Raw genomic sequence first — 25,358 nt, forward strand, 5'->3', positions numbered from 1 at the left:
GCGGACGATGGCAAGGACCGAGATCACCGGCGCACCGGTCGTCACCGCGATGCAGGTGATCCCGGTCGCAGGCCGCGACGGCATGCTCCTCAATCTGAGCGGCGCGCACGCGCCGTTCTTCACCCGCAACATCGTCATCCTCACCGACAATGCCGGTCACACCGGTGTCGGCGAGGTGCCGGGCGGGCAGAAGATCTGGCAGACGCTCCAGGATGCCCGCGATCTCGTGACCGGCAAGACCGTCGGCGCGATGAACAACATCCTCGCCGACATCCGCACCGCCTTCGCCGACCGCGATGCCGGCGGCCGCGGCAAGCAGACATTCGACCTGCGCGTCATGATCCATGCGGTCACGGCGATCGAATCCGCGCTGCTCGATTTGCTCGGTCAGCATCTCAACCTGCCCGTCGCCGCGCTGCTCGGCGAGGGCCAGCAGCGCAAAAGCGTCGAGACGCTCGGCTATCTCTTCTTCGTGGGCGATCGCCGCAAGAGCAAACTCGACTACGTCGCGGGCGAGACCGGCAAGCCGGAATGGTTCAACTTGCGCCATCAGGAGGCGATGTCGCCGGAGACCGTGGTGCGGCTCGCGGAAGCCACCCACGATCATTACGGCTTCGCCGATTTCAAGCTCAAGGGCGGCGTGCTTCGCGGTGAGCAGGAGATCGAGGCCGTCACCGCCATCGCCAAGCGCTTTCCGAACGCGCGCGTGACCCTGGACCCGAACGGCGCCTGGTCACTCGACGAGGCTATCCGGCTTTGCAAGGACATGCACGGCATCCTCGCCTATGCCGAGGACCCCTGTGGCGCCGAAGCCGGCTTCTCCGGCCGAGAAATCATGGCCGAGTTCCGCCGCGCCACCGGGCTGCCGACCGCGACCAACATGATCGCAACCGACTGGCGGCAGCTCTCGCATGCCTTGCGTCTGGGAGCGGTCGACATTCCGCTCGCCGATCCCCATTTCTGGACCATGCAGGGCTCGGTGCGCGTTGCCCAGACCTGCCGCGACAACGGCCTGACCTGGGGCTCGCACTCCAACAACCATTTCGACATCTCGCTCGCCATGTTCACCCATGTCGGCGCTGCCGCCCCGGGCAAGGTCACCGCGATCGACACGCACTGGATCTGGCAGGACGGCCAGGCGCTGACCAAAGAGCCGCTCCGGATCAAGGGCGGCAAGATCGCCGTGCCCGACCGGCCGGGCCTGGGTATCGAAATCGACAGGGCCGCCATCGACGCCGCGCATGACCTCTATAAGCAGCATGGACTTGGCGCCCGCGATGACGCTATTGCCATGCAGGACCTGATCCCCGGCTGGACCTTCGACGACAAGCGTCCCTGCCTCGTTCGCTAAGAAACTCTGGAGGAATACATGACTGCGATCCTGAAGAACTTCATCGGCGGCGAGTGGGTCGACGGCTCCGGCGTCACCAAGAACATCAACCCCTCCAACACCAACGACCTCGTCGGCGAATACGCCAAGGCCGACAAGGCGCAGACCGAAAAAGCGATCGCCGCCGCCAAGGCCGCCTTCCCCGCCTGGGCGCAGTCGACGCCGCAGGCGCGCTACGACGCGCTGAACAAGATTTCCCTCGAGATCATCGCCCGCAAGGAAGAGCTCGGCCGCCTGCTCGCCCGTGAGGAAGGCAAGACCCTGCCGGAAGGCATTGGCGAGGTCGCGCGTGCCGGCCAGATCTTTGCGTTCTTCGCCGGCGAGGCGCTGCGCCTGATCGGCGAGAAGGGCGCCTCCGTCCGTCCCGGCCTCGACGTCGAGCTCACCCGTGAGCCGGTCGGCGTCGTCGGCATGATCACGCCCTGGAATTTCCCGATCGCGATCCCCGCCTGGAAGATCGCGCCGGCGCTCTGCTACGGCAACACCGTGGTGTTCAAGCCCGCTGAACTGGTTCCGGGCTCGGCGCACGCTCTGTCCGAGATCATCACCCGTTCCGGCATTCCCGCCGGCGTATTCAACCTCGTGGTCGGCTCCGGCTCGGTCGTCGGCCAGACCCTGCTCGATCACCCCGACGTCGCCGCGATCTCCTTCACCGGTTCGGTGCAGACCGGCCGCAAGATCGCGCAGGCCTGCGTGCTGTCGAACCCGATGAAGAAGTTCCAGCTCGAGATGGGCGGCAAGAATCCCCTGGTCGTGCTCGACGACGCCGACCTCAAGACCGCCGTCGAGGTCGCCGTCAACGGTGCCTATTTCTCGACCGGCCAGCGCTGCACCGCCTCCTCCCGCCTGATCGTCACTGAAGGCATCCATGACCGCTTCGTCGCGGCGGTGGCCGAGCGCCTGAAAGGCCTGTCGGTGGACGACGCGCTCAAGGCCGGCGTCCATATCGGCCCGGTGGTCGACCAGAGCCAGCTCGACCAGGACCTGCGCTACATCAAGATCGGCCAGGACGAGGGCGCCAAGCTCGCCTTCGGCGGCGAGCTGCTCAAGCGCGAGACGCCCGGCCACTATCTGCAGCCGGCGCTGTTCACCGAGGCCAACAACAACATGCGCATCGCGCGCGAGGAGATCTTCGGCCCCGTCGCCGCCGTCATCCGCGCCAAGAACTACGAGGAGGCGCTGGCAATCTCCAACGACACCGAGTTCGGCCTCGCCTCCGGCATCTGCACCAGCAGCCTGAAATACGCCTCGCACTACAAGCGCAACAGCGAGTCCGGCATGGTGATGGTCAATCTGCCGACCGCAGGCGTCGATTATCACGTGCCGTTCGGCGGCCGGAAGGGTTCGAGCTACGGCGCCCGCGAGCAGGGCTCCTATGCCCGCGAGTTCTACACCACGGTGAAGACCGCCTATACCTATCCGGGCTAACCAAGGGCAAGATATCGTAGGGTGGGCAAAGCGAAGCGTGCCCACCGCTTGGGTTCGGTGTGAAGCATGGTGGGCACGGCGCGTTGCGCCTTTGCCCCACCCTACGACTTCAGCTTCTGAGGCAAAGCAAATGGACCAGTCAGTGGCAGCGAAAGAGCAGCCCCGCTACATCAAGCTCAACGAGCGCGACAATGTCGCGATCGTGGTCAATGATTTCGGGCTTCCTGCCGGCTCGCGCTTTGCCTGCGGCCTGACGCTGCGCGCCTTCGTGCCGCAAGGCCACAAGACGGCGCTGGTCGACATCGCACAAGATCAGCCGATCATCCGCTATGGCGAGGTGATCGGCTACGCGCTCGCGCCGATCCAGGCCGGCGAATGGGTGGACGAGGCGCGCATCCGCATGCCGGAGGCGCCAGCGCTGGACAAGCTGGAAATCTCCACCGCCGTCCCCGCGCCGCTGCCGCCGCTCGAAGGCTTTACTTTCGAAGGCTTTCGCAACACCGACGGCTCGGTCGGCACCAAGAACATCCTCGGCATCTCCTCCTCCGTGCAATGCGTCAAGGGCACGATGGAATACGCGGTGAAGCGCATCCGCGCCGAGCTGTTGCCGAAATATCCGAACGTCGACGACGTCGTGCCGCTGACGCACGCCTATGGCTGCGGTGTCGCGATCAACGCGCCGGACGCGGTTGTGCCGATCCGCACGCTGCAAAACATCGCGCTGAACCCGAATTTCGGCGGCGAGATCCTGGTCATTAGCTTGGGATGCGAGAAGCTCGCGCCCGAGCGGCTGGTGCCGGAAGGCGTCAGCGACGCCATTGTCCGCATGCAGGACGAAGCCTTCGACGGCTTTGGCGCGATCGTCGAGGCGATCATGACGCAGGCCGAAGCGCGCCTGAAGATCCTCAACAAGCGCACCCGCGAGACCTGCCCGGCGGCCGATCTCGTGATCGGCCTGCAATGCGGCGGCAGCGACGCGTTTTCCGGCGTCACGGCCAACCCCGCCCTTGGCTTCGCCGCAGACCTGCTGGTGCGCGCCGGCGCCACCGTGATGTTCTCGGAAGTCACCGAAGTGCGCGACGCCATCCAGCTTCTCACCCGCCGCGCAATCAACGAGGACGTCGGCCGCGCGCTGGTGCGCGAGATGGCCTGGTACGATTCCTATCTGGCGCGCGGCGGCGCCGATCGCAGCGCCAACACCACGCCCGGCAACAAGAAGGGCGGTCTTGCCAACATCGTCGAGAAGTCATTGGGCTCGATCGTCAAGTCCGGCTCGTCCGCCATCACCGGCGTGCTCGCGCCCGGCGAGAAGGCAACGCAGAAAGGCATGTTGTTCGCGGCCACTCCTGCCTCCGACTTCATCTGCGGCACGCTCCAGCTCGCCTCCGGCATGACGCTGCAAGTGTTCACCACCGGCCGCGGCACGCCTTACGGGCTTGCGGCCGCGCCTGTGATCAAGGTCGCGACCCGCAGCGAGCTTGCGCGCCGCTGGAAAGACCTGATCGATTTCGACGCCGGCGGCATCGCCACCGGCGAGAAGACCATCGAGGAAACCGGCTGGGACCTGTTCCGCCTGATCCTCGACGTCGCCAGCGGCCGGACAAAGCCATGGTCGGACCGCTGGGGCATCCACAACGATCTGACGCTGTTCAATCCGGCGCCGGTGACCTGAAGATCGCCGCGCCGGCGAAACCGTCCTGAAACACAGAAGCGATGCGTTTCCGCCTCGCTTCGTTCCGTCGCACCACGCAATCAAATATGTCCGGCGGCGGCGAGCGAATGTTCGTCCACGAGCGAACCTGTGGCGGCAGCGCCGCGACCAAACCTCCGATTGATATTTTTCAACGGAGATTTTTCAATGCGTATTCTCTCGATGATTGCCACTGCCGGTGCGATGATGGCGGGTTCGGCCGGTGCATTCGCCGGCGAGCTTCCCTCTTACGAGTGAATTCGTTTCCGATCTCGACGACGCAAGTCCAGGTGCTCGGCGGCGCCGGCGTCGAGCAGCAGCCGACTGCGCCCGCGATGGTCGTCGCCGGCATGCCCGCCTCGCCCACGCAAATGTCCGTGCTGTCGCCGCGCGTCAAGCGGCTTGCGGCCGCCAACGCCACCAGCGAGCAGCGTTGATCGGCGCTGAGCGAGGCGCACCACCTCATTATCTCATTCCCGCATTCGCGCGCCGACATCAATCGGCGCGCGCTCGATTTATATGAATACTAATTCCAAATCCGATGATTGCGGGACTATTGCGTCCCTCCTGCACTTCAAGCTTCCGACTACACTTGTTAGTCGTCGCCCCGCAAATGATGGGGTCGCAAATGACAACATATCTACGGACGGCGGCGGGATTGATCGGCGGCGTCCTGCCGCTGCTGGCAGGCTTGGTGGACGCCGCACCGGCCGAGGCGCAATCATCGTCTCAACAGCTGCCCGCCGTCGTCGTCGAACAGTCATCATCGCGGCCGGCGGCACGTCCGCGTCCGCTTCGCTCCCGCCAGGCTGCGCAGGCGGCGAGCCGCCGTCGTCAGGCCGAACGGATGCCGTCGAATGCCAATGCGCCGTCAGCCGGCGCAAGCACGGTGACGGAGACCGCAACAGGCCCGGTCCACGGGTACGTCGCGACCCGCAGCGGCACCGGCACCAAGACCGACACGCCGTTGCGCGAGACGCCGCAATCGATCAGCGTGGTGACCGCCGACCGGGTCACCGACCAGGGCTCAACCACCGTGCAGGAAGCGCTGCGCTACGTGCCCGGCGTGTTCGCCGATGCCTACGGCGCGGACTCGCGCGGCGATTATCCGCGCATCCGCGGCCAGGACCCCAACATCTATCTCGACGGCACCCGTGTGGTGAACACCTTCAACTTCAACGAATGGCGGCCGGAGCCCTACACGCTGGAGCGCATCGAGGTCTTGCGCGGCCCCTCTTCCGTGCTCTACGGCGACACCTCGACGGCGGGCCTGTTGAACCTGATCTCGAAGCGCCCGCAGGCGGAAGCCGCCAACGAGATCGGCGTGCAATATGGCAGCTTCAACCGCAAGCAGGTGCAGCTCGACTCCACGGGAAAGCTGACCAGGGATGGCGAGTGGCTCTACCGCTTCGTCGGCGTCTTTCGCGACAGCAACATGCAGACCGACTACGTCAAGGACGACCGGATCGTGCTGGCGCCGTCACTGACGTGGCGGCCGACCAACAACACCAGCTGGACCGTGCTCGGCAGCTATCAAAAGGACAAGACGGGCTCGTCGACCGCCTTCCTGCCGCACGAAGGCACGCTCTATCCCGGCCCCAACGGATTCATTCCGATCAAACGCTTCACCAGCGAGCCGGGGTGGGATCGCTACCGGACCGAGACCGGCGCGGTCTCCAGCCTGTTCGAGCATCGCTTCAACGACGCTCTGACCGTCAGGCAGAACCTGCGCTATACTCGTGTCGAGGGTATTTATCACGGCTTGTATCCGGACGTGTACTCCACGCCGGACAATCCATTCCTGGATGCCGAACGTCGCACGGTGGCGCGCTACATCTGGGCCCGGGACAGCGTCAAGGACAATTTCACCTCGGACAGCAATGCCGAGCTGAAGTTCGCAACCGGCGCGCTCTTGCACAAGACGCTGTTCGGCATCGACTACCGCGGCTACAAGGAGCGTGCCTCGTCCGGCGCAGGCTACGATGCGACGCCGTTCGATCTCTACGCGCCGGTCTACACCGGCGTCACGCCGCCGGTCATGTCGGCGGAGCCGGATCTCCGCCAGAGCCAGCTCGGCCTCTATGCGCAGGACCAGTTGCGGCTCGGACCATGGCTCGCAGTGCTCGGCCTGCGCCACGACGACGTCACCAGCGCCACGCAGGGCTCTCCGGTCGAGCATTACCAGGCGACCACAGGCCGCGCCGCACTGATATACGAGCTGCCGTTCGGCGTCACGCCTTACGTGACCTATGCGCAGTCGTTCAATCCGGTGTTCGGCAGCGGCGTCTGCGCCACGGTCTGCGCGCCGCAGCGCGGCGAGATGGTGGAGCTCGGCTTCAAGTACAATCCGACACCTGGCAACGCGATCAACGGCGCCATCTTCGACACCACCGAACGGAACCGGCTGGCCAGCGACCCCGACAATCCGCTGATTTCGATCCAGACCGGCAAGGTCCGCATCCGCGGCGCCGAGCTCGAGGTGCTGGCGCGCATCACGCCGGAGCTCGACCTGATCGGAGCCTACACCTATCTCGATGCCCGCGTGGAGAGCGGCGACAACACGGGCAAGCATGTCGAGACCGTGCCGGACCACCAGGCCTCGCTCTGGGCGAAGTACCGTCTCTCCCTGCTCGGCCTGCCCGGCGTCACGCTTGGCGGCGGCGTGCGCTATATCGGCACGTCATGGGACGGCACCGACACGATCCGCACGCCCGATTACACCCTGTTCGACGCCATGGTCGGTTACGAGACCGGCCCCTGGCGATTTCAGGTCAATGCCAGCAATCTCTTCGACAAGCGTCACGTCACCACCTGCCTCGCACGCGGCGACTGCTTCCTCGGCATCGGCCGCACGGTACTCGGCAGCGCGACCTACAAATTCTAGCAAGGAGGTTGACGTCATACCCCCGCGCATGAGGTAGCCGCACAACAGCGCGCGCTGAGCCAGCGCTTGAATCTTTGCGCCTTCTCCTGCAAGCCAGTTGGCCAAAGCTCGCAGGATTTTCATGCCATGACCCGGATGAAGGCAGCAGTGATACGCGAGGCCGGCGGACCCGAGATGCTGCGCATCGAGAGCTGGCCCGTGCCGACGCCTGCCCCGGATCAGGTTCTCATTCGCGTCAAGGCCTTCGGCCTCAACCGGTCCGAGCTCTTCACCCGGCGCGGGCTATCGCCGGGCGTGAGCTTCCCGCGCGTGCTCGGCATCGAGGCGGTCGGCCTCGTTGAGCAGGCGCCGAGCGGCCGGTTTCGCAAGGGCCAGATCGTCGCGACGGCCATGGGCGGCATGGGACGGCAGTTCGACGGCGGCTACGCGGAATATGTGTGCGTGCCGGCCGCACAGGTCCAGGCGCTCGAGACCGCGCTGTCGTGGGAAAGGCTGGGCGCATTGCCGGAGATGCTCCAGACCGCCTGGGGTTCGCTGTTCACCGCCTTGCAGCTCAAGCACGGCGAGCGGCTTCTGATCCGCGGCGGGACGACCTCGGTTGGCCTTGCGGCCGCGGCGATCGCCAGCAAGCACGGCGCCGAGGTGATCTCCACCACGCGCAATCCCGCGCGCACGGACCTGATGCGCTCCGCCGGGGCGGACCTTGCCATCATCGATGACGGCCGGATCGCCGAGAAGGTCAAGGCTGCAAGCGGAGGCGGCGCCGACAAGGTGCTCGAGCTCGTCGGCACGACGACGCTGACCGACTCCCTGCAATGCGTGCGGGCGAACGGCATCGTCTGCATGACGGGCATGGTCGGAGACAAATGGTGGTTCGATCAATTCAGCCCGATGGACGTCATCCCCAATGCCGTCAGCCTCACGGTTTACTCCGGAGGCCCTGACGACTTCATGCAGACGCCGCTGCAGGAACTGGTACGGCAGATCGAAACAGGCGCCCTTCGCGTCCAGGTCGGGCGGGTCTTTCATCTCACGGAGATCGCGGAGGCGCACCGCTGCATGGATGCCAACGCGGCCGGCGGAAAGATCGTCGTCATCACCGATTGAGGTGCGCCTCGTCCCAGATGACGGACCGGACGGCTAGGTCATGCTGCCCGGCATGAAGCAGCGCACGCGCGGATGGCCGTCGATATAGTGCTTCCACACCATGGTGCGGCCGATCTTGTTCGGCTCGGTGATCACGGCGCCGTCGGGCACGATGACCCATTCGTCGTCGAGATGCACGCGATAACGGCCCTTGTCGGATTCCCAATCGACATCGGCGACCACATAGCCGTCGGCATCGGAACAGCACTGGCCGTATTCGCTGTGCAGGCTCTCGAACCAGGGTTTTAGCGGTGAATTCGCGTAGCGGCCGTCGTCGCGCGCGAGCGCCGAAGTCGCAAGCAGCGCCGTCAGCCCCAACAGCGAGGCAGCACATAGTCTGGCAAGTCGCATGTCGTCTTCCTGCGGATCGCAATCGGCGCCGCGAGGGACAGACGCCGCCGTCCGCCTTCCGCACGGTGGCGGCAGGCGTGAAGACGGCGACTCGCTCCCCAGCGGCTTTGCAACAGCTATGCAAATCCGGCGCCAGCACGCATTCCGGGGAACTACTGCCGCAAGCTGTTGTGTGCACACATTGCTTCAGGCTGAGCACGCCCGCGATCTGCCGCAGCTATTTTTGGAGGCTTTCCTTGTCGTGCCGGGACGTGTACGAACGTTGCCGCGAACCTTGTCGCATTGTTTAACAGACTGTTTGGATTAGAGAAATCGGATGTTGGCGTGACAGGCATCGGACCGTCAGCGCTATGAGTTCCAGAGAGTTGCTCCCTGGCCAGCAGGACGCGACCGATTTGCCCGCAAACGAAGTGCAGTTTGCGCTGGTGATTTCGCGCATGCTGGAGACGGTGAAGGACGATCCGGAATTCCGGCGGCAGCTCGTCTACGATCTTGCCCGCTACAAGCTCCAGGAGCAGTTCACCTACGCCGACGCCAAGAACATCGACCAGATGAAGCGGGCGCTCGAGGTCGCGATCGAGGAGGTCGAGAAGTTCTCGCGTGAAGCGCCGCCGCTGGAGCGGTTGCCGCAACATCAACTCACCTCGTCGAAGGCGGGTCAGACAAGCGGCCCGCTTTTGTCCGCCGACACTCCGGTGCTGCGCTCGGGGATCGAGGCGTCCAAGCGGCCTGCGATCTCGGGCCCGCTCTGGCCGGTGATGAAGCGTACAGGGGCCATCCTGCTTGCCGCCGTCGCCATCGTTCTCCTCATTTCGCAGCGAGACCATATCGCCGCGCTGCGCCGGCTGGTTTCATCCCAGTCCCAGGAGATCGCGCTGGTCCCGCCCAAACCGGAGACGACGATTGCGGTCAGCAAGCCTGAAATGGTGACCGCCGTCGCGCCGCCGGCGAAACCGGCGCGCGTGCTTCCAACCGACTACGGCGTCTACGCCTTGATCGATGACAAGTCGTTGGCGGAGTTGAATGCGACCGGCATCATGGCGCCGGACATTCGCATCGCGATTTCACCGGAGTTCAAGAACCCCGACCGGCCGCATCTGCCGAACGGGCGCGTCAAATTCATCGTATTCCGCCGCGACGTCGCAAACGCGATTCCCGAACGGGTCGAGGTTCGGGTCGTGGCAAGGATCGCCAGAGAGTTCTCGAACGACGCCGCTGGCAAGGCGCTGAGTGGCGGAGACGACGTCGGCGTCATCCGCAACTTCGCCTATCCGTTCCGGGTGTCACCGATTCCCGGGGCGCCCGAGATGCTTGAGCTCCACGCCGGCGATTCAGAGCTCGAACTTCCGCCGGGACATTACGTTCTGAGCCTCGGCACGCAGGCCTATTACTTCCGGGTCGACGGCGAGATCACCGATCCCCGGCAATGCCTCGAGCGGGTCGTCGCCGGCGGCACCTTCTATGCACCGTGCAGGAAGGCACGAACGTACTGACGGTCCTGTAGCCCAGGTGAGCGCAGCGATAACGGCTGCCCCGCATGTCGCTTCGCTCATGCGGGCTACAAGAGAATGCGCAAGCAACCCTACTGCTTCTGCGCCGGCGCCATCATCGCGCCGCCCTTCTTCGCCGCTGGCGCGGGCACCGGCTTCGTCGCCGCGGTCGCCTGGGCAGGAAGATATTTGGCGACGATGGCTGGATCGACCTGCGCGATGTTGGCGTCGGGCAGGCGCGTCCAGGTCTCGTCCTTGCCGAACAGCGAAATGCCGAGGAAGCCACGCATGGTCAGGGTCTGGCCATCCGGGCTGACGGTCATCTTGGCCTTCCAGATGTTGCCGTCGCGCGGATTGACCACGTTGCCGCCATCATACTTCAACCCGTCGCGCTTCATGTCGCGGATGAAGGAGAGCCCGAGCACCGGCGCGTTCTTGCGATCGTCCGTGCATTTCGTGCAGGCCTCGTTCGGATCATCGCCGGCCCGCGGGAAGGTCTTTGCAATCACGCCTTCGAAGATGCCGTTGTGGTCGATGAAGAGGAACCATCCCACCGTCTTGCCGTCTTCGACCTTTTGCCAGAGGCCCGCGGCGGTCGGCTGGGCCGGCGCTGCAGCCGACATTTGCGCCGCAGCCGGGCTTGCCGCACCGAGCAACAGCGCGAGGAGCGAGAGCAGCCGAAAGCTGGAAAAGAAAATCCGCATCATCATCACCTTGCTGAGCCAATCGCCTTGCCGAGCCGCCACCGCAATGGCCGCAGACTACGGCGATTTCGCGAACGGTTCCAGCACCAGAAGCGCTAGCACCAGAAACATGGGGCATCGCCGCCCCGTCCTGCCGTGTCAGTTGACGCCAAGCTTCTTTTGCAGGCTGGAGGACGAGGTCGTGTACTGAAACACCAGCCGCTTGTCAGGATAGACGTAACGATGGGCTTTTTGCGACATCAACGCGCCTTCGTGGAAGCCGCACAGGATCAGCTTGATCTTGCCGGGATAGGTGTTGATGTCGCCGATCGCGAAGATGCCTGATACGTTGGTCTCGAATGCCGAGGTCTCGACCGGCACCAGATTGTTCTCGAGCGCGATGCCCCAGTTCGCGACCGGACCGAGCTTCATGGTCAGCCCGAAGAACGGCAGCATGGTGTCGCAGGAAATCTCGCTCACGATGTTGTCGTTGCCCTTGACGGTGGCGCCGGTGAGCTTGCCCTCGGCGCCCGAGAGCGCGGTGACCTGGCCGAGCCGCAGATCCATCTTGCCGCCTGCGACCAGCGCGCGCATCTGCTCGACGCTGTGAGGGGCGGCGCGAAAGTCGTCGCGACGGTGCAGCAGCGTGATGCGCTTGGCCAGCGGATGCAGATTGAGCGTCCAGTCGAGCGCGGAATCGCCGCCGCCGACGATCAGCACGTTCTTGTCGCGGAACGTCTCCATCTTACGCACGGCATAGTGCACCGAGGTGCCCTCATAGGCTTCGATGCCCGGTACCGGCGGACGCTTGGGCTGGAACGAGCCGCCGCCGGCCGCGATCACCAGCACCCTGCATTCGAACACCTTGCCGGCGTCCGTGGTGCAGCGAAATGCGGGATCGCCGATCTTCTCCACCGTCTCGATCATCTCGCCGAGATGGAAGGTCGGATGGAACGGCTTGATCTGCTCCATCAGCGCGTCGGTGAGGCCCTGCCCCGAAACCTGCGGAATGCCGGGAATGTCGTAGATCGGCTTTTCCGGATAGAGCTCGGCGCACTGGCCGCCGACCTTGTCGAGGATGTCGACAAAATGCACCTTCATATCGAGAAGGCCAAGCTCGAAGGCGGCGAACAGACCGCAAGGGCCGGCGCCAATAATCAGCACATCGGTTTTGATCACGTCGCTCATGTCGTCTCTTTATCGGTCGTTATCGGTTGGACGGCGCCCGGCGGGCAGAGGTGACCCTGCCTGTCTAGCCAACGGGGATGGATCAGGGAAGGCATAAAAGCGGGAGCGCCCCGCAGCCGCGCCCACTTGCCGGGTCAGGATAACTGGGCTGTAACGATCAAGGATATGACGGAGATCAATCGGTGAACGCACCAAGCCGCCTCGATACGACGCCGCGCCTGGAGGACTATCCCTATCGCCTCGCCGACAATGTCCGTTTCGGCGATCTCGATCCGAATCAGCACGTCAACAACGCGGTCTACGCCACCTATTTCGAGACCGGCCGTGTCACGCTGATGAAGAGCCCGGAATACGGGCTGACGCCGCCAGGGCTCGCCTGGATCATGGTGCGGCTCGACATCCATTTCCGCGCCGAACTGCACTGGCCGAACACGATCGAGCTCGGCCTCGGCGTCGTGAAGCTGGGGCGAACGTCGGTGACGTTCGAGCAGGTCGTGTTTTCGGAAGGAAAGTGCATCGCATCGGCGATTTCGGTCGGCGTGACGATCGACGAAGCGTCGCGGCGGCCGACGCCGCTCACTGCGGAGGTGATCGCGAAGCTGAGGCCCTGGCACAAGCGCGGCATCGAGGTCGCGATGCCGGGCCCATGATTCAATCAGTGAGGATCGGGCCTGCTGGAAAAATCAGGCTTGCAAGAAAGACAGGAAAGATCAGGCTTGGCGTTCCGGTGTCGCCACGACCAGCCCGTCGAGCTCGTCGGAAACCTTGATCTGGCAGGACAGGCGGGAGTTCGGGCGCACGTCGAAGCCGAAGTCGAGCATGTCCTCTTCCATCGGCGTCGGGCTGCCGACCTTCTCGCGCCAGGCTTCGTCGACATAGACATGGCAGGTTGCGCAGGCACACGCGCCGCCGCATTCGGCTTCGATGCCGGGAATGCTGTTGCGGATCGCGGCTTCCATCACGGTTGCGCCGTTCTCGACTTCCACCGTACGGGTTTCGCCCTTGTGGTCGACAAAGTGAATCTTGGCCATGTGTGCTCGTGCTGCCGCGGTGCTGTGAATGAAGGAGGGTCCGGGCTGTCCTATAACGGGTCGATTAGCCCGGCGCCATAGCGTTTTGAGGCGAAATGAATCCCGCTTTACGGGAAGAAAATACGTCAAAACAAGACGCTAGAGCCCGGTTCTGACCGCGCCGGCCTCAAGGCTTCAGGATCGCCTCGATGGCGGTGCGAGCCTCGGTCACCGCTTCTTTCAGCGCGGCGAAGGCGTGGGGCCGGTTCTGGCCGGTCCGGATCGCGGTCTCGAGGCTGGCTGCAGCATCCGCCACTGCAAAGGCGCCGATCCCGCGCGCCGAGCCCTTCAGCTTGTGGGCGAGTGCGCCGGCCTCGGCCGGCAGCGCTGCCATCGCCGCGATCAGGCGGACCGCCTGCTCGGCAAACATCGCCAGCACTTCGTGTTCCAGCTCAGGGTCGCCGAGCGTCATGCGGGAGAGGTGATCGAGGTCGAGCGGGCTGTCGATGGGTGCAAGCGGGGGCGAGGGCATCCAGTCCATCCGTTGCAGTTCAGGCGTCATGGCGCAGGCCCCCGGCATCGCGCGATGTCCGCCGGTCCGGCGGTCAGGTTCCTCTCACCGAAGCACGGAAATGGTTAACGAAGTGTTCGGGCCGTTTTACGTAAATCCGCCCGTTTATTGACGAAAAGTTGCCGCAATCCGGCGAGTCCCGTGGAGAATTGCATTTATTGCTAAGGCGTTACGGCGCGATCCTGTTAACGATGATTAAGATTGTCTTAATCGCAGGCATTTCATTCGCGACGCTCTGCCAATAGGATGTTGCGGAAATTGGCGGACAAGCCGTCCGGGTGGGGATGGCTCGGAGATCCGCGCAAGCGGCATGATCCGGTCTGTGGGCTTGCGTAGCGCGCAGGGCTCGCGGGGGGACGCGTAAAAGTAACGAGGGCTCGGACTGAACATGGCGAACACTCCGAAAAAGGTCAAAGACCCCACAGAAGTTGCGCTTTCTGCGATCCAGGAAGCCCTGAACATCAGCGACACCGCTGCGGACACCAGCCGCAACGCCTCGATGCGCAGCGAAACGCCACCTCCGGTAGCCCCGCCGGCTCCCCCGATGTTCGACGAACCGGGCTTCGAGCCGCGTCCTGCCGCGAACGAACGGGCGGTGTTCGATCCGATCGAGGAGCCGCGCTCCTCGCGCCGTGCCGCCAACGACGACCGCGAGACCATCGGCCAGTTGCTCCAGGCGCTTCAGAAGGGCCGCCCTGCCCGCAGCGTCTACACCTTCGCCACCATTTTCGCCGGCGTATGGCTCGCAGCCTGCGCGGCGCTGACGGTCGGCTTCCTGCCCTCGATCCAGGCCGCCATGGGCCAGAGCGGCGGCGTGCTCGTCATCGCCGGCCTGATCGCGATGTTCTTCGCGCCGATCATGCTGTTCTACTTCCTCGCGAGCCTGGTCTGGCGCGGCCAGGAAATGCGCATGATCGCGCAGGCGATGGCGCAGGTCGCGATTCGCTTCTCCGAGCCGGAAGGCTCGGCCTCCGATTCCATGGTCACCGTCGGCCAGGCCATCCGCCGCGAGGTCGCGGCGATGGGCGACGGCATCGAGCGCGCGATCGCGCGCGCCGGCGAACTCGAGACGCTGGTCGCCAACGAGGTCGCGGCGCTCGAACGCGCCTATTCAGACAACGAAGTGCGCATCCGCGCCCTGCTCCAGGACATCGCGCATCAGCGCGACAACCTGGTCGGCCAGGCAGAGCAGGTCCGCAGCGCCATCTCCGGTGTGCAGATCGATCTGCGCCACGACATCGCGCTGATCTCGGACGCGATCGCCTCGCGTGTCGACGAGGTCGCCAAGTCCATCACCGGCGCTCTCGAAGAGCGCGGCGCCCACATCACCGGCGCCCTGAGCAATGCCGGCGACAACATGATCCTCGCCCTCGGCGAGCGCGGCGGCGACCTGCTCGACCGCCTCGAGGAGGCCAGCAACGAGACCACGCGCGCCGTGCTCGACGCCAGCGAGCGGCTGACCACCAGCCTCAACTTCAAGACCGGCCACGTCCACGACGAGTTCGTCGACCTCGCCGACCGCGTCCACGAGATGCTGAACGAGCGCATCGACCGCATCACCGGCGAGTTCGAGCAGCGCTCCGCCGCGATCGTCGACGGCATCTCCGAGCGCACCGAGCAGGTGCACGACAGCCTGAAGAATTCGTCGGACTCGCTGCTGCTCGAGCTCGAGCTGCGCTCCAACGACATCTCGGCCAAGATCGACGACGCCGGCAGCCGGCTCGCCAACCAGATCATGACGAGCGGCGACAAGGCGAGCGAGGCGCTCGACGCCACCGTCAACACCCTCGTTGCCAAGGTCGTGAGTCAGACCGAGACCGCGCACGACTCGCTGTCGCTGCAGATGAGCGCCTTCGACGAGCTGGTGAAGAACCAGGGCACCGAGCTGGTCGAGAAGTTCGCCCGCGACTCGGGCACGCTGGGCGCGCTGATCACCCGCCACATCTCCGAGTTCGACCGCACCGTGAAGACGTTCGGCGGCGAAATCGTCGATCGCATGGGCCAGCGCACGCAGGACATCCATGAGTCGCTGAAGACCTATGTCGACAATTTCGACACCCGCTTCACCGAAAACGGAGGCGAGATCACCGCGAAGCTCGATCAGCGCCTGGTGCAGTTCGAGACCACGATCGGCGAACGTGTCACCAATCTGGATGCCTCGCTGAACGGCAAGATCTCCAGCCTCGACAGCACCATCGAAGGTCACATCAAGACATTCGACCAACAGCTCGGCAGCCGCGTCAGCGCGCTCGAGCAGTCGTTCGATACCCGCGCAAGGTCCGTCACCGAGACCATCGACGTACGCCTCAACACGCTCTCCTCGTCGCTGACCGACGGTGCCGCGCAGGCGATCCAGTCGGTCGATACGCGGTTGACGCACCTCACGACGACGCTCACCGGCGGCGCGTCGCAGGCGCTCGAGTCCATCGACTCCCGTCTCACCAACCTGACGACAACGCTGACCGATGGCGCCTCGCAGACGATCCAGGCGATCGATACGCGCCTGACGCATCTGACGACCACCCTCACCGGTGGCGCCTCGCAGGCGCTCGAGTCCATCGACTCCCGCCTCACCTACCTCAACACCGCGCTGACGAACGGCGCTTCGCAGGCCGTACAGTCGATCGACACGCGCCTCACGATCCTGACCTCGACCCTCACGGACGGCACCGCCCAGGCGATCGAGGCGGTCGACCGCCGCATCACCAGCGTCGCCGAGCTGATCGACGGCCGCAGCATGCATCTGACCGACACGGTCACGGCACGCTTCCAGGACATCCACCAGGCCATCGAGACCAAGGTCGGCTCGGTCGCTAGCGACATCGACGTGCGCGTGGCGCAGTTCGAGGACCTGCTCGGCTCGCGTGTCGAGGCCGTCGCCGGCCGCATCGAGAGCAGCGGCCGCCAGGCCAGCGAGGACATGATGTCCCGCGCCGAGATGATCTCGACGGCGATCCGCTCGCATGTCGAGGACGCCGAGCGCTCGCTCACCAACCTCGTGGTCAACACCAGCGAGACCATCCAGACCGGTGCGCGCACCGCGCAGCAGTCGCTGATGACGGTCTCCTCCGACGTCAACGCCCAGCTCAAGTTGACCTCCTCCGAGGTCGAGCGCGCGCTGACCGCGGTCGGCACCGGCGCCGCGAACTCGATCCTGAGCAGCGCCCGCGAGGCCCAGTCGACCCTGGTCGCCGCATCCGGCGATGCGTCCAACCAGATCAAGTCGCTGTCGGCCGACGTCGAACGCACGCTGTCGGCGGCAGGCTCGGCGACCGCAGCCTCGATCCTGGCCGGCGCCCGTGAGGTGCAGACTACGCTCGTCACGGCCTCGTCCGATGCGGCCAACCACGTCAAGACCCTCACCGCCGACGTGCAGCGCTCGCTCTCGATGGCCGGCACCACCACGGCGGAATCGATCACCGCCGGCGCCCGCGACGCGCAGAGCGCGCTGATCGCGGCCTCGAGCGAGACCGCCAACCAGATCAAGGCGCTGTCCTCGGACGTGCAGCGCTCGCTCTCTATGGCGGGCACCGCGACGGCCGAGTCCATCATGACCGGTGCGCGCGAGGCACAGAGCACCCTGGTCACGGCGTCCTCGGATGCCGCGAGCCAGGTCAAGTCGCTCGCGGCCGAGGTCCATCGCTCGCTCTCGCAGGTCGGCCAGTCCACCGCCGAGACGATCACGACCAGCGCCCGCGACGCCCAGACCACCCTGCTGTCGGTCTCGGCCGAACAGACCAGCCAGGTCCGTTCGCTGGCGGCCGAGATGCAGCGCGCGCTGGCGACCGCCGGCGGCGCCACCATCGAGGCACTCACCAGCGGCGTGCGCGAGGCCCAGGGCACGCTGATCTCCGCCTCGACGGACGCGGCGAGCCAGATCAAGTCTCTGACCACGGACATCGAGCGCACGCTGACCTCGGTCGGCGCCGACACCGCCTCGACCATCCTCAACAGCGCGCGTGAGGCGCAGACTTCGCTGACCTCGACGTCGGCGGATGCCGCCAGCCAGATCCGCACGATCTCGACCGAGATCGAGCGCACGCTGAGCGCGGCCACCGCGAACGCGACCAACGACATCCAGACCAGCGCGCTCAACGCCCAGAACGCGCTGATCAACGCCTCCAACGAGGCCAGCTCGCGGGTCAAGTCGAGCTCGGCCGACGTCGAGCGCTCGGTGCTCGCCGCCAGCAGCAGCTTCGGCCAGGCCATGACCGGCAAGACCGACGAGATCGTCACCTATGTGCAGCAGCAGTCCGACCGTCTCGCGAACATGATCGACGCCAAGCGCGGCTCGCTCGTGGACGCGATCGGCTCGAAGACCAGCCAGCTCACGCTCGACATCGACCGCGTCACGTCGGACGCGCTGAAGTCGATCGAGACGCGCGGCCACGCGTTCTCGCAGACGATGATGGGCAACGGCTCCGAGGTGGCGCGGACCATCAACTCGGCGAGCGAGATGGCGACGGGTGCCGTCAACAAGTCGCTCAAGGATCTCGAGCAGGCCTCGCGCGCGGCGATCGACCAGTCGCGCCAGGTCTCGATCGCGGCCGTCACCGAGATGCAGGAGACCAGCAAGATCCTGCGCACCGACACGGTCGCCCTGTTCGAACGCCTGCGCGAAGGCAACATCCTGCTCCAGGAGGTGCTGACCGGCGCGCACGACAACCTCAACTCGCTCGAGCGGGCGCTGGTGACGCGCGTCGCCGACTTCGTCTCGGCGATGAACGACGTCACCTCGCGCAACGGGGCTGCGACGCAGAACCTCGAAGACCAGCTCAACGTCTTCAACACGAAGACCACCCGGGCGCTGCAGGATCTCGGCGAGCTGTCGACCCAGTTCGACGCGCACGGCAAGGCGCTCGTCGAGGCCGCCCAGGTCGTCGAGCAGAGCAACAAGAACACCACCGCCTCGCTGGCCGAACGCAAGCAGGCGCTGGAATCGCTCGTCACCACGATCGACCTGCGCACGACCGATCTCGACCAGCGTCTGTCGCGCTTCACCGGCCTGCTCGATGAATCGCTGGCAGCCGCCGAAGAGCGTGCCCGCGACATCGCCCGCGTCGTCGCGGAGACCGCCGGCGCAGGTTCGGCCGCGATCACCCGCCAGTTCGAGGCGGTGCGGTCGGCCTCCGAGGAGGAGCACCGCCAGACCATCGAGGCCATGCAGGACATCTACCGCCAGACCACCGACGAGGCGGATGCGATGTTCAAGCAGTCGGCTGAGAAGTTCGGCAACCTCGTCTCCAGCATGAAGCAGATGGCGTTCGAGATGCACAATGAGCTCGAAGCCACCCGCAACGAGCTGCGCCGCGGCGTGCTCGAGATGCCGCAGGAGGCCGCCGAGAGCACCGCGCAGATGCGCAAGGTGATCGTCGACCAGATCGAGGCCCTCGCCGAGCTCAACCGCATCGTGGCTCAGCACGGCCGCGGCCTCGACGTCACCACGACGGGCCGCGCCAGCGTGCAACGCCAGGAAGAGCCGATGCTGGCGACCGTCGGCGCGCGCAGCACCGAGACGCGCGTGCGCGACACCGGCAGCGCCTCGACGCTGCCGCCGCCCGACCTCGGCATGCCGGCCGCGCGCCGCACCGAGGCTCCGCCGGTTGCACCCGCGGGCAACGATCAGGGCCGCGACGGCTGGCTGTCCGACCTGCTGAACCGCACGGACGCCAACCAGGGCGCGCCCGCGGGGCGTGAAGCGCCGCGCGGCCGCCAGGCTGCGCCGGCCCCGCAGCCGCAGGCTCCGCAGGGTGGCGGCAATCCGCTGGAATCGCTGTCGCTCGACATCGGCCGGCTGATGGACCGCAACCTTGCCGCCGAGATGTGGGACCGCTACCAGCGCGGCGAGAACAAGGCCTTCACCAAGCGCCTCTACACGCCCGCCGGCCAGAAGGCCTTCGACGAGGTCGCCCGCAAGTACCGCGCCGACCGCAACTTCAAGGGCACGGTCGACCGCTACGTCGCCGAGTTCGAACGCCTGCTGGACGAAGTCGCTCGCGACGGCCGCGGCCCGCAGGAGCTGCGCAACCACCTGACCTCGGAAACGGGCCTGGTGTACACGCTGCTGGCGCACGCGGCAGGCCGGCTGGGGTAAGACGCAACTTGCGATATGGCGAGTAGCGAATAGCGAATGAAAAACGGAGCCCTCGCGGGCTCCGTTTTGTTTTGGATTGTCATTGCACGAGCAGCTCACTGCGCATCGGGGAATTACGGCCCCTACAAGCACCGTCATCGCGAGAGCTCTTACGAAGAAGCAAGCCAGACTGTCCCCGCGGAGGCAGTCTGGATTGCTTTGCTTCGCTCGCAATGACGACGGTGAGAAGCGCGCGAACCAGCTACTATTGCCGCTTGGGCGCCGCTGCCGGCTTCGGCGGCTCGGGCGGCGGCGGAGCGGCCGCTGGCGCACTGTTGCTGGCGCCGAACAGCACGCGGGTCGGGTTGCGATCAAAATTGTTCACGGCGCGGCTGATGTCGCCGAGGGTACGGCGGCCGTCCGTGATCAGCAATCCGGAGCGCTTGTCGAAATCGTCAGCCAGTTCGCGGATCGACTTCACCGCCTGGAACAGCTCGCCGCCGTCCTTGCCGCCGGCCAGCGTGTTGAGGCCGAGCATGAGGCTGTCGGCCTTGAGCATGACGCCGTCGACCCTGGCCATCACGCCGTCGATCTTCTCGGAGTTGCGCGCCAGCGAGTTGGTGAAGGTCTCGAGGTTCTTCAGGGAGTTCTTCACCGACTCCTGATTGTCGGCGACGATCCTGTTGATGTTCTGGAGCGTGCCGCGGATCGCCTCGGTGACGTCCTGGAGCTTGTTGGGATCAGCCGTCAGCGTCGGGATGCCGTCCTCGTCGAGCGGCGGCGGCGGGGCCGCCTCCTCGCCGCCCTTGAGCGAGATCGCGGCAACGCCGGTCAGGCCCTGGAATTCGAGGCCGACCAGCGTGTCCTTGCGGATCGGGGCGTTGTTCTCGACCATGGCGAGTGCGACGACCCGCCGCGGGTTGTCCAGCTTCACCGAGACCACTTCACCCACCCGGATACCGTTGAAGTTGACGCTGCCGCCGTTGCGCAGGCCCGCCGCCGGGCCCTCGAACACGACGCGCAAGGGGCTGCGCTGCTTGGTGGTGTGCAGCGACTGGAACCACAGCACGAAGCCGATCGCCGCGGCGATCACCGCCAGCGTGAACGATCCGATCAATACGTAATTCGCCCGCGTTTCCATCAGCTACTCCAGCACCTCAGCTCATTACCGCGCGAGCGCGCTTGCCATGGAAATATTGTCTCAGCCAGGGATGCTGCGAGGCCTGCATGTCGGCGATCGAGCCTGCCGCAATGATCTTACCGTTCCCTAAAACGGCGATGCGGTCACATGCTGTGTAAAGGCTGTCGAGGTCGTGCGTTACCATGAAAACGGTCAGCCCCAAAGTGCGCTGGAGCGTCCTCACCAGCTCGTCGAAGTCGCCGGCGCCGATCGGGTCCAGGCCCGAGGTCGGCTCGTCGAGGAAGACGAGATCCGGATCGAGCGACAGCGCGCGCGCCAGCGCCACGCGCTTGATCATGCCGCCGGACAGTTCCGAGGGGAAGCGATCGGCGACTTCGGGCTTGAGGCCGACCATTGTCAGCTTGGCGATGGTGATCTCGTCCATCAGCCGCTGCGAGACCCGCAAGTACTCACGCATCGGAAACTGGATGTTCTGCCGCACCGTCAGCGAGGAGAACAGCGCGCCCTGCTGGAACAGCACGCCCCAACGGCGCTCCACGTTGCGGCGCTGCGACGTGCTGGAGGAATCGAGGTCGACCCCGAACACCTCGATGGAGCCCGCGACCTTCGGCACCAGGCCGATGATGGTGCGCGTCAGCACCGACTTGCCGGCGCCGGAGGGGCCGACGAAGCCCAAAATCTCGCCGCGCTTGACGTCGAGGTTGAGGCCGTCGAGCACGCGCGTCGCGCCGAACTGCACGGTGATGTCGCGGACGCGGATGATGGGGTTTTGAATCCCGCCTTGAACCTCCTGCGCCATCGTCACATCCCGATCGAGGCGAAGAAGATCGCGAACACGCCGTCCATGACGATGACGAAGAAGATCCCCTTCACCACCGACGCCGTCGTGTGCTGGCCGAGCGATTCAGCGCTGCCCTGCACGGCGAGGCCCTCGACGCAGGCGACGATGCCGATCACCGCGGCCATGACCGGCGCCTTGACGATGCCGACGATGAAATGGTCGATCGAGATGGCGTCGCGCAGGCGCAGCAGGAAGGCTTCGGGATCGACGCCGCCATAGAGCCAGGCGACGAGACCGCCGCCATAGAGCGCGGCCATCGCGCCGAGAAAGGCGAGGATCGGCAGCGCCAGCACCAGCGCCAGCATGCGCGGCAGCACCAAGACCTCGATCGGGTCGAACCCCATGGTGCGCAGCGCGTCGATCTCCTCGCGCATCTTCATCGAACCGAGCTCGGCGGTGTAGGCGCTGCCCGAGCGGCCCGCCACCATGATCGCGACCAGGAGGACGCCGATCTCGCGCAGCACCAGCACGCCGAGCATGTCGACGACGAAGATATCGGCGCCGAAGCGGCGGAAATGAAAGATACCCTGCTGCGCGATGATGCAGCCGATCAGGAAGGTGATCAGCACGATGATCGGCACCGCGCGCCAGCAGACCTGTTCCAGATGATGCACGGTCGAGGTCAGGCGCAGCGAACGCGGATGGATCAGCACGCGAAAACCCGCCGCGAGCACCGCGCCGAGCATGTCGATCAGGCTCGCCACGGTGCCGCCGACGCCGGCCACGGTCCGGCCGATCTGCTCCAGCATGCCGGTGATGGTGATCGTGCTGCCGTCGACGACGGGCGTCGCCCGTACCCGCCGCACCTCGTCGACGAGACTCGCATAATTGGTGGAAAGCCCGGCGATCTGCGCCTCGACGGCGCCTTGCGTGAGGCTGCGGCGCAGCCGCTCGATCAGCCAGGCACCGAAAGTGTCGAGCTTGGCGACCTCGGAGACGTCGATGAAGACGCTTTGCGAACCGCCCGCGAGCTTTTCGGCGTCCGCCACCATCCGCTCCAGGACCGGGGCGAAGCTCGCGGTCCAGGTTCCGGTGGCGCAGAGTGCCAGCGCATTACCCTTCGCAATCCGTTCCAGCTTCGGATCGCCGTTCAAGATGTCCGCTCCCGTGCCGGGGCGCAAGAAACGGATAGACTCATCAGATCGTTGCGCACGCGCCCTTACCCGGAGAAGGTATCCCCAACTGGTTAACGTTAGTTGCTAGAGGTAACTAGCAGGTTCAGATTTCGCCAGAGTTCAAAATGACTTCCAGCAAAGTTCCGGTTCTCGCCGCGCGAATCGAGCGCTTCCCCATCGCCGGCAGTTTTACCATCAGCCGGGGCGCCAAGACCGAGGCCGTGACCGTCACGGCCGAGGTCAGCCGGGACGGCCTGACCGGCCGCGGCGAATGCGTGCCCTATCCCCGTTATGGCGAGACGCCCGAGGCGACGCTCGCGGCCATCCAGGCCATGCGGGAGGCCGTGGCCGGCGGCCTCACCCGCCAGGCTCTCCAGGCGGCCATGCCTCCCGGCGCGGCCCGTAATGCCCTGGATTGCGCCCTGATCGATCTGGAAGCCAAGGCGGCCGGCTTGCGCGCCTGGAGCCTGCTCGACCGCCCGGTGCCGGGCGAGCGCACCACGGCCTACACGATCTCGCTGGGCACCCCCGACGCCATGGCGGCGGCGACCGCCAGGGCGGCGCACCGGCCGCTACTCAAGATCAAGCTCGGCGGCGACGGCGATCCGGAGCGGATCGCCGCGGTGCGCAAGGTCGCCCCCGAATCCGAGCTGATCGTGGATGCCAACGAGGCCTGGACCGAGGCCAATCTGGAGCACAATCTGAGCGCCTGCGCCGCCGCCGGCGTCACCCTGGTCGAGCAGCCGCTGCCGGCCGGCAAGGACGGCACGCTGGCGCGGATCAAGCGGCCGCTCGTGGTCTGCGCCGACGAGAGCGTGCACGATCGCCGCTCGCTGGCGCCGCTCCGCGAGCGCTACGACGCCGTCAACATCAAGCTCGACAAGACCGGCGGCCTCACCGAGGCGCTCGCGATGGCGGACGCCGCGCAGGCGCTCGGCTTCGAGATCATGATCGGCTGCATGGTGGCAACCTCGTTGTCGATGGCCCCGGCGATGCTGGTGACGCCGCAGGCGCGCTTCGTCGATCTCGACGGCCCGCTGCTGCTGGCGCGCGATCGCGATCACGCCCTGCGCTATGACGACAGCCTGGTCTATCCGCCGGACGCTTCGCTGTGGGGATGAGCCTTGAGCCGGTGCCTCACCGACCACATCACGAGGGCACCGGCAGCGGCCATCGCGGCCATGACGTAGTACAACCCCTCGCCATAGCGCGCGTAGAGCACGCCCGAGATGATCGACGTCGCCGAACTCAGGAGACCGTTGGTTGCCGCGTAATATCCCTGCCCGCGCGCCATCTGATGCGAGGGAACGTGACGCACCATGAGATTCATCACGCCGACCTGGGTGAGGCCGAAGCTCAAGCTGTGCCCGAGCTGGGCGAGCGCGAGCATGGCGATCGGCGGATCCTGCGCGGTGATCAGCCAGCGCACCACGGCACTCAAGCCTCCGATCACCACCAGCAGCGACGGGTGTAGCGAGAAGCGTGGCGACAGCGCGAAGACGACGATCTCGGCAAGCACGCCGAGCGCCCACAGTCCCGCGATCGTCACCCCGCCGAGACCCTGGCTCTGCCAGTTGATCGAGGCGAACGTGTAGAAGGCGACGTGGCTGCACTGGATCAGCGCGGACGCAGAGATGATGGCCAGGAAGCCCGCATCGCGCAGCAGGGCCTTGCCGGCCTGCGTTCCCCTCGTCGATCGCGGCGCATCCTCCAGCGGACGAAGCGAAAGCGTGGCCATGGCCGAGACTGTCGCCATCGCAACGATGACCCAGATCAGCTGACGCGCGGCGATCATGTCGACCAAAAAACCGCAGGCAAGCGCACCGAGGATGAACGCGACCGATCCCCAGAGCCGCAAGGGTCCGTAATCGAGCTTGTAACGGGCGACGCCGCGCAACGCGTAAGCATCGGTGAGTGGCAACAACGGAGTCCAGCAGCAGCAGGTCGCAATGTAGAGCAGCAGCACCGGCCAAGGCTGCTGCTGGGTGCCGACGAGTGCAAAGCAGAGCGCGGTGGCCGACGCCGTCAGGATCATCGCTCCGCGCAACGCGTGGCGCCGTTCGGCAAGGCTCGTCACGAAGGGCAACGTCGTGAAGCGCGTGACGGCTGGAACTGCGCCGATGATCCCGATCCATGCCGGCTCGATGCCGATGGCCTTCAACCACACCGTAAAGAACGGCAGATGGGTGCCCATGACAGCGAATGACGTGCTGTAGAACAGCGCAAGGTAGCGTGCGAATCGCCGCCCCGAGGGCGCTGCGATGGGGATTTGTGATTCGGGTGCCATCAAACCAATTGCGATTCGGTCGATATCGTGGTGATCGTTACAGTAACGCGCGGTGATTTGCGCGACGAGA

Annotated in this window: 19 protein-coding genes; 10 read left to right on the forward strand and 9 right to left on the reverse strand. The window is 65.7% G+C overall.

Annotation, left to right across the window (positions count from 1 at the left end; all coding sequences use genetic code 11):
- The first annotated feature begins 7 nt into the window (after nucleotides 1–7).
- From gudD to OC450_RS17190, 6 genes are all read left to right on the forward strand, one after another.
- Entirely contained in the window at nucleotides 8–1,351 is a 1,344-nt protein-coding gene (gene gudD, locus OC450_RS17165; RefSeq protein WP_211385077.1) for a glucarate dehydratase, read from the forward strand.
- Between the two features lie 18 nt (nucleotides 1,352–1,369).
- Nucleotides 1,370–2,818, forward strand: coding sequence for an aldehyde dehydrogenase family protein (locus tag OC450_RS17170; protein ID WP_211385076.1), 1,449 nt, complete (start codon nucleotides 1,370–1,372; stop codon nucleotides 2,816–2,818).
- Nucleotides 2,819–2,948: 130 nt separating this feature from the next.
- A complete protein-coding gene (gene garD / locus OC450_RS17175; RefSeq protein ID WP_262048324.1) occupies nucleotides 2,949–4,490 on the forward strand; it encodes a galactarate dehydratase in 1,542 nt (513 codons plus the stop codon).
- 272 nt (nucleotides 4,491–4,762) lie between these two features.
- Nucleotides 4,763–4,945, forward strand: coding sequence for a hypothetical protein (locus OC450_RS17180; RefSeq protein ID WP_262048325.1), 183 nt, complete (start codon nucleotides 4,763–4,765; stop codon nucleotides 4,943–4,945).
- A 191-nt stretch (nucleotides 4,946–5,136) separates the two neighbouring features.
- Nucleotides 5,137–7,392, forward strand: coding sequence for a TonB-dependent siderophore receptor (locus tag OC450_RS17185; RefSeq protein WP_262048326.1), 2,256 nt, complete (start codon nucleotides 5,137–5,139; stop codon nucleotides 7,390–7,392).
- A gap of 126 nt (nucleotides 7,393–7,518) precedes the next feature.
- Nucleotides 7,519–8,499, forward strand: a complete 981-nt coding sequence (locus OC450_RS17190) for a zinc-binding alcohol dehydrogenase family protein (protein WP_262048327.1) — start codon at nucleotides 7,519–7,521, stop codon at nucleotides 8,497–8,499.
- A gap of 33 nt (nucleotides 8,500–8,532) precedes the next feature.
- Here OC450_RS17190 and OC450_RS17195 read toward each other — a convergent pair whose 3' ends face one another.
- A complete protein-coding gene (locus OC450_RS17195; protein WP_211385071.1) occupies nucleotides 8,533–8,889 on the reverse strand; it encodes a hypothetical protein in 357 nt (118 codons plus the stop codon).
- Between the two features lie 395 nt (nucleotides 8,890–9,284).
- Between OC450_RS17195 and OC450_RS17200 the strand changes: the two genes are divergently transcribed.
- Nucleotides 9,285–10,382, forward strand: a complete 1,098-nt coding sequence (locus tag OC450_RS17200) for a hypothetical protein (RefSeq protein WP_262048328.1) — start codon at nucleotides 9,285–9,287, stop codon at nucleotides 10,380–10,382.
- A gap of 89 nt (nucleotides 10,383–10,471) precedes the next feature.
- On the opposite strand, the gene OC450_RS17205 is transcribed toward OC450_RS17200, so the two are convergent.
- Complete coding sequence (locus OC450_RS17205; protein WP_211385069.1) at nucleotides 10,472–11,083, reverse strand: DUF2147 domain-containing protein; 612 nt, start codon at nucleotides 11,081–11,083, stop codon at nucleotides 10,472–10,474.
- A gap of 138 nt (nucleotides 11,084–11,221) precedes the next feature.
- Nucleotides 11,222–12,250, reverse strand: coding sequence for an NAD(P)/FAD-dependent oxidoreductase (locus tag OC450_RS17210; protein ID WP_211385068.1), 1,029 nt, complete (start codon nucleotides 12,248–12,250; stop codon nucleotides 11,222–11,224).
- Between the two features lie 182 nt (nucleotides 12,251–12,432).
- Here OC450_RS17210 and OC450_RS17215 point away from each other — a divergent pair, with 182 nt between their 5' ends.
- Nucleotides 12,433–12,900 carry an acyl-CoA thioesterase gene (locus tag OC450_RS17215; protein ID WP_211385067.1) on the forward strand — a complete coding sequence of 156 codons (468 nt, stop codon included), beginning with the start codon at nucleotides 12,433–12,435 and terminating at the stop codon, nucleotides 12,898–12,900.
- A gap of 60 nt (nucleotides 12,901–12,960) precedes the next feature.
- Here the strand turns inward: OC450_RS17215 and OC450_RS17220 are convergent, their stop codons facing one another.
- Nucleotides 12,961–13,281, reverse strand: a complete 321-nt coding sequence (locus tag OC450_RS17220; protein WP_027560383.1) for a 2Fe-2S iron-sulfur cluster-binding protein — start codon at nucleotides 13,279–13,281, stop codon at nucleotides 12,961–12,963.
- 166 nt (nucleotides 13,282–13,447) lie between these two features.
- Complete coding sequence (locus OC450_RS17225; protein WP_211385066.1) at nucleotides 13,448–13,822, reverse strand: Hpt domain-containing protein; 375 nt, start codon at nucleotides 13,820–13,822, stop codon at nucleotides 13,448–13,450.
- A 397-nt stretch (nucleotides 13,823–14,219) separates the two neighbouring features.
- Between OC450_RS17225 and OC450_RS17230 the strand changes: the two genes are divergently transcribed.
- Entirely contained in the window at nucleotides 14,220–19,925 is a 5,706-nt protein-coding gene (locus tag OC450_RS17230) for a negative regulator of septation ring formation (RefSeq protein ID WP_262048329.1), read from the forward strand.
- A 244-nt stretch (nucleotides 19,926–20,169) separates the two neighbouring features.
- Here OC450_RS17230 and OC450_RS17235 read toward each other — a convergent pair whose 3' ends face one another.
- From OC450_RS17235 to OC450_RS17245, 3 genes are read right to left on the reverse strand one after another with little or no spacing between them, the layout of a single operon-like run.
- Nucleotides 20,170–21,045 (reverse strand): MlaD family protein, encoded by an 876-nt coding sequence (locus OC450_RS17235; protein ID WP_211385064.1) that lies wholly within the window; start codon nucleotides 21,043–21,045, stop codon nucleotides 20,170–20,172.
- Nucleotides 21,046–21,061: 16 nt separating this feature from the next.
- Complete coding sequence (locus tag OC450_RS17240) at nucleotides 21,062–21,844, reverse strand: ABC transporter ATP-binding protein (protein ID WP_211385063.1); 783 nt, start codon at nucleotides 21,842–21,844, stop codon at nucleotides 21,062–21,064.
- A gap of 2 nt (nucleotides 21,845–21,846) precedes the next feature.
- Nucleotides 21,847–22,980 (reverse strand): MlaE family ABC transporter permease, encoded by a 1,134-nt coding sequence (locus OC450_RS17245; RefSeq protein ID WP_262048330.1) that lies wholly within the window; start codon nucleotides 22,978–22,980, stop codon nucleotides 21,847–21,849.
- Between the two features lie 146 nt (nucleotides 22,981–23,126).
- Between OC450_RS17245 and dgcA the strand changes: the two genes are divergently transcribed.
- A complete protein-coding gene (dgcA, locus tag OC450_RS17250; RefSeq protein WP_211385061.1) occupies nucleotides 23,127–24,122 on the forward strand; it encodes an N-acetyl-D-Glu racemase DgcA in 996 nt (331 codons plus the stop codon).
- On the opposite strand, the gene OC450_RS17255 is transcribed toward dgcA, so the two are convergent.
- Entirely contained in the window at nucleotides 24,092–25,288 is a 1,197-nt protein-coding gene (locus tag OC450_RS17255; RefSeq protein WP_262048331.1) for an MFS transporter, read from the reverse strand. The genes dgcA and OC450_RS17255 overlap by 31 nt on opposite strands.
- Nucleotides 25,289–25,358: the final 70 nt, after the last annotated feature.

This window comes from Bradyrhizobium sp. Bra78 (assembly GCF_024519855.1).
Taxonomy (GTDB): domain Bacteria; phylum Pseudomonadota; class Alphaproteobacteria; order Rhizobiales; family Xanthobacteraceae; genus Bradyrhizobium; species Bradyrhizobium japonicum_G.

What these genes read in the sequence shown, in the direction of transcription:
- gudD (WP_211385077.1), top strand. Translation starts at nt 8, where the DNA reads ATGGCAAGGACCGAGATCACCGGCGCACCGGTCGTCACCGCGATGCAG.
- OC450_RS17170 (WP_211385076.1), top strand. Translation starts at nt 1,370, where the DNA reads ATGACTGCGATCCTGAAGAACTTCATCGGCGGCGAGTGGGTCGACGGC.
- garD (WP_262048324.1), top strand. Translation starts at nt 2,949, where the DNA reads ATGGACCAGTCAGTGGCAGCGAAAGAGCAGCCCCGCTACATCAAGCTC.
- OC450_RS17185 (WP_262048326.1), top strand. Translation starts at nt 5,137, where the DNA reads ATGACAACATATCTACGGACGGCGGCGGGATTGATCGGCGGCGTCCTG.
- OC450_RS17190 (WP_262048327.1), top strand. Translation starts at nt 7,519, where the DNA reads ATGACCCGGATGAAGGCAGCAGTGATACGCGAGGCCGGCGGACCCGAG.
- OC450_RS17195 (WP_211385071.1), bottom strand. Translation starts at nt 8,889, where the DNA reads ATGCGACTTGCCAGACTATGTGCTGCCTCGCTGTTGGGGCTGACGGCG.
- OC450_RS17205 (WP_211385069.1), bottom strand. Translation starts at nt 11,083, where the DNA reads ATGCGGATTTTCTTTTCCAGCTTTCGGCTGCTCTCGCTCCTCGCGCTG.
- OC450_RS17210 (WP_211385068.1), bottom strand. Translation starts at nt 12,250, where the DNA reads ATGAGCGACGTGATCAAAACCGATGTGCTGATTATTGGCGCCGGCCCT.
- OC450_RS17220 (WP_027560383.1), bottom strand. Translation starts at nt 13,281, where the DNA reads ATGGCCAAGATTCACTTTGTCGACCACAAGGGCGAAACCCGTACGGTG.
- OC450_RS17225 (WP_211385066.1), bottom strand. Translation starts at nt 13,822, where the DNA reads ATGACGCCTGAACTGCAACGGATGGACTGGATGCCCTCGCCCCCGCTT.
- OC450_RS17230 (WP_262048329.1), top strand. Translation starts at nt 14,220, where the DNA reads ATGGCGAACACTCCGAAAAAGGTCAAAGACCCCACAGAAGTTGCGCTT.
- OC450_RS17235 (WP_211385064.1), bottom strand. Translation starts at nt 21,045, where the DNA reads ATGGAAACGCGGGCGAATTACGTATTGATCGGATCGTTCACGCTGGCG.
- OC450_RS17240 (WP_211385063.1), bottom strand. Translation starts at nt 21,844, where the DNA reads ATGGCGCAGGAGGTTCAAGGCGGGATTCAAAACCCCATCATCCGCGTC.
- dgcA (WP_211385061.1), top strand. Translation starts at nt 23,127, where the DNA reads ATGACTTCCAGCAAAGTTCCGGTTCTCGCCGCGCGAATCGAGCGCTTC.
- OC450_RS17255 (WP_262048331.1), bottom strand. Translation starts at nt 25,288, where the DNA reads ATGGCACCCGAATCACAAATCCCCATCGCAGCGCCCTCGGGGCGGCGA.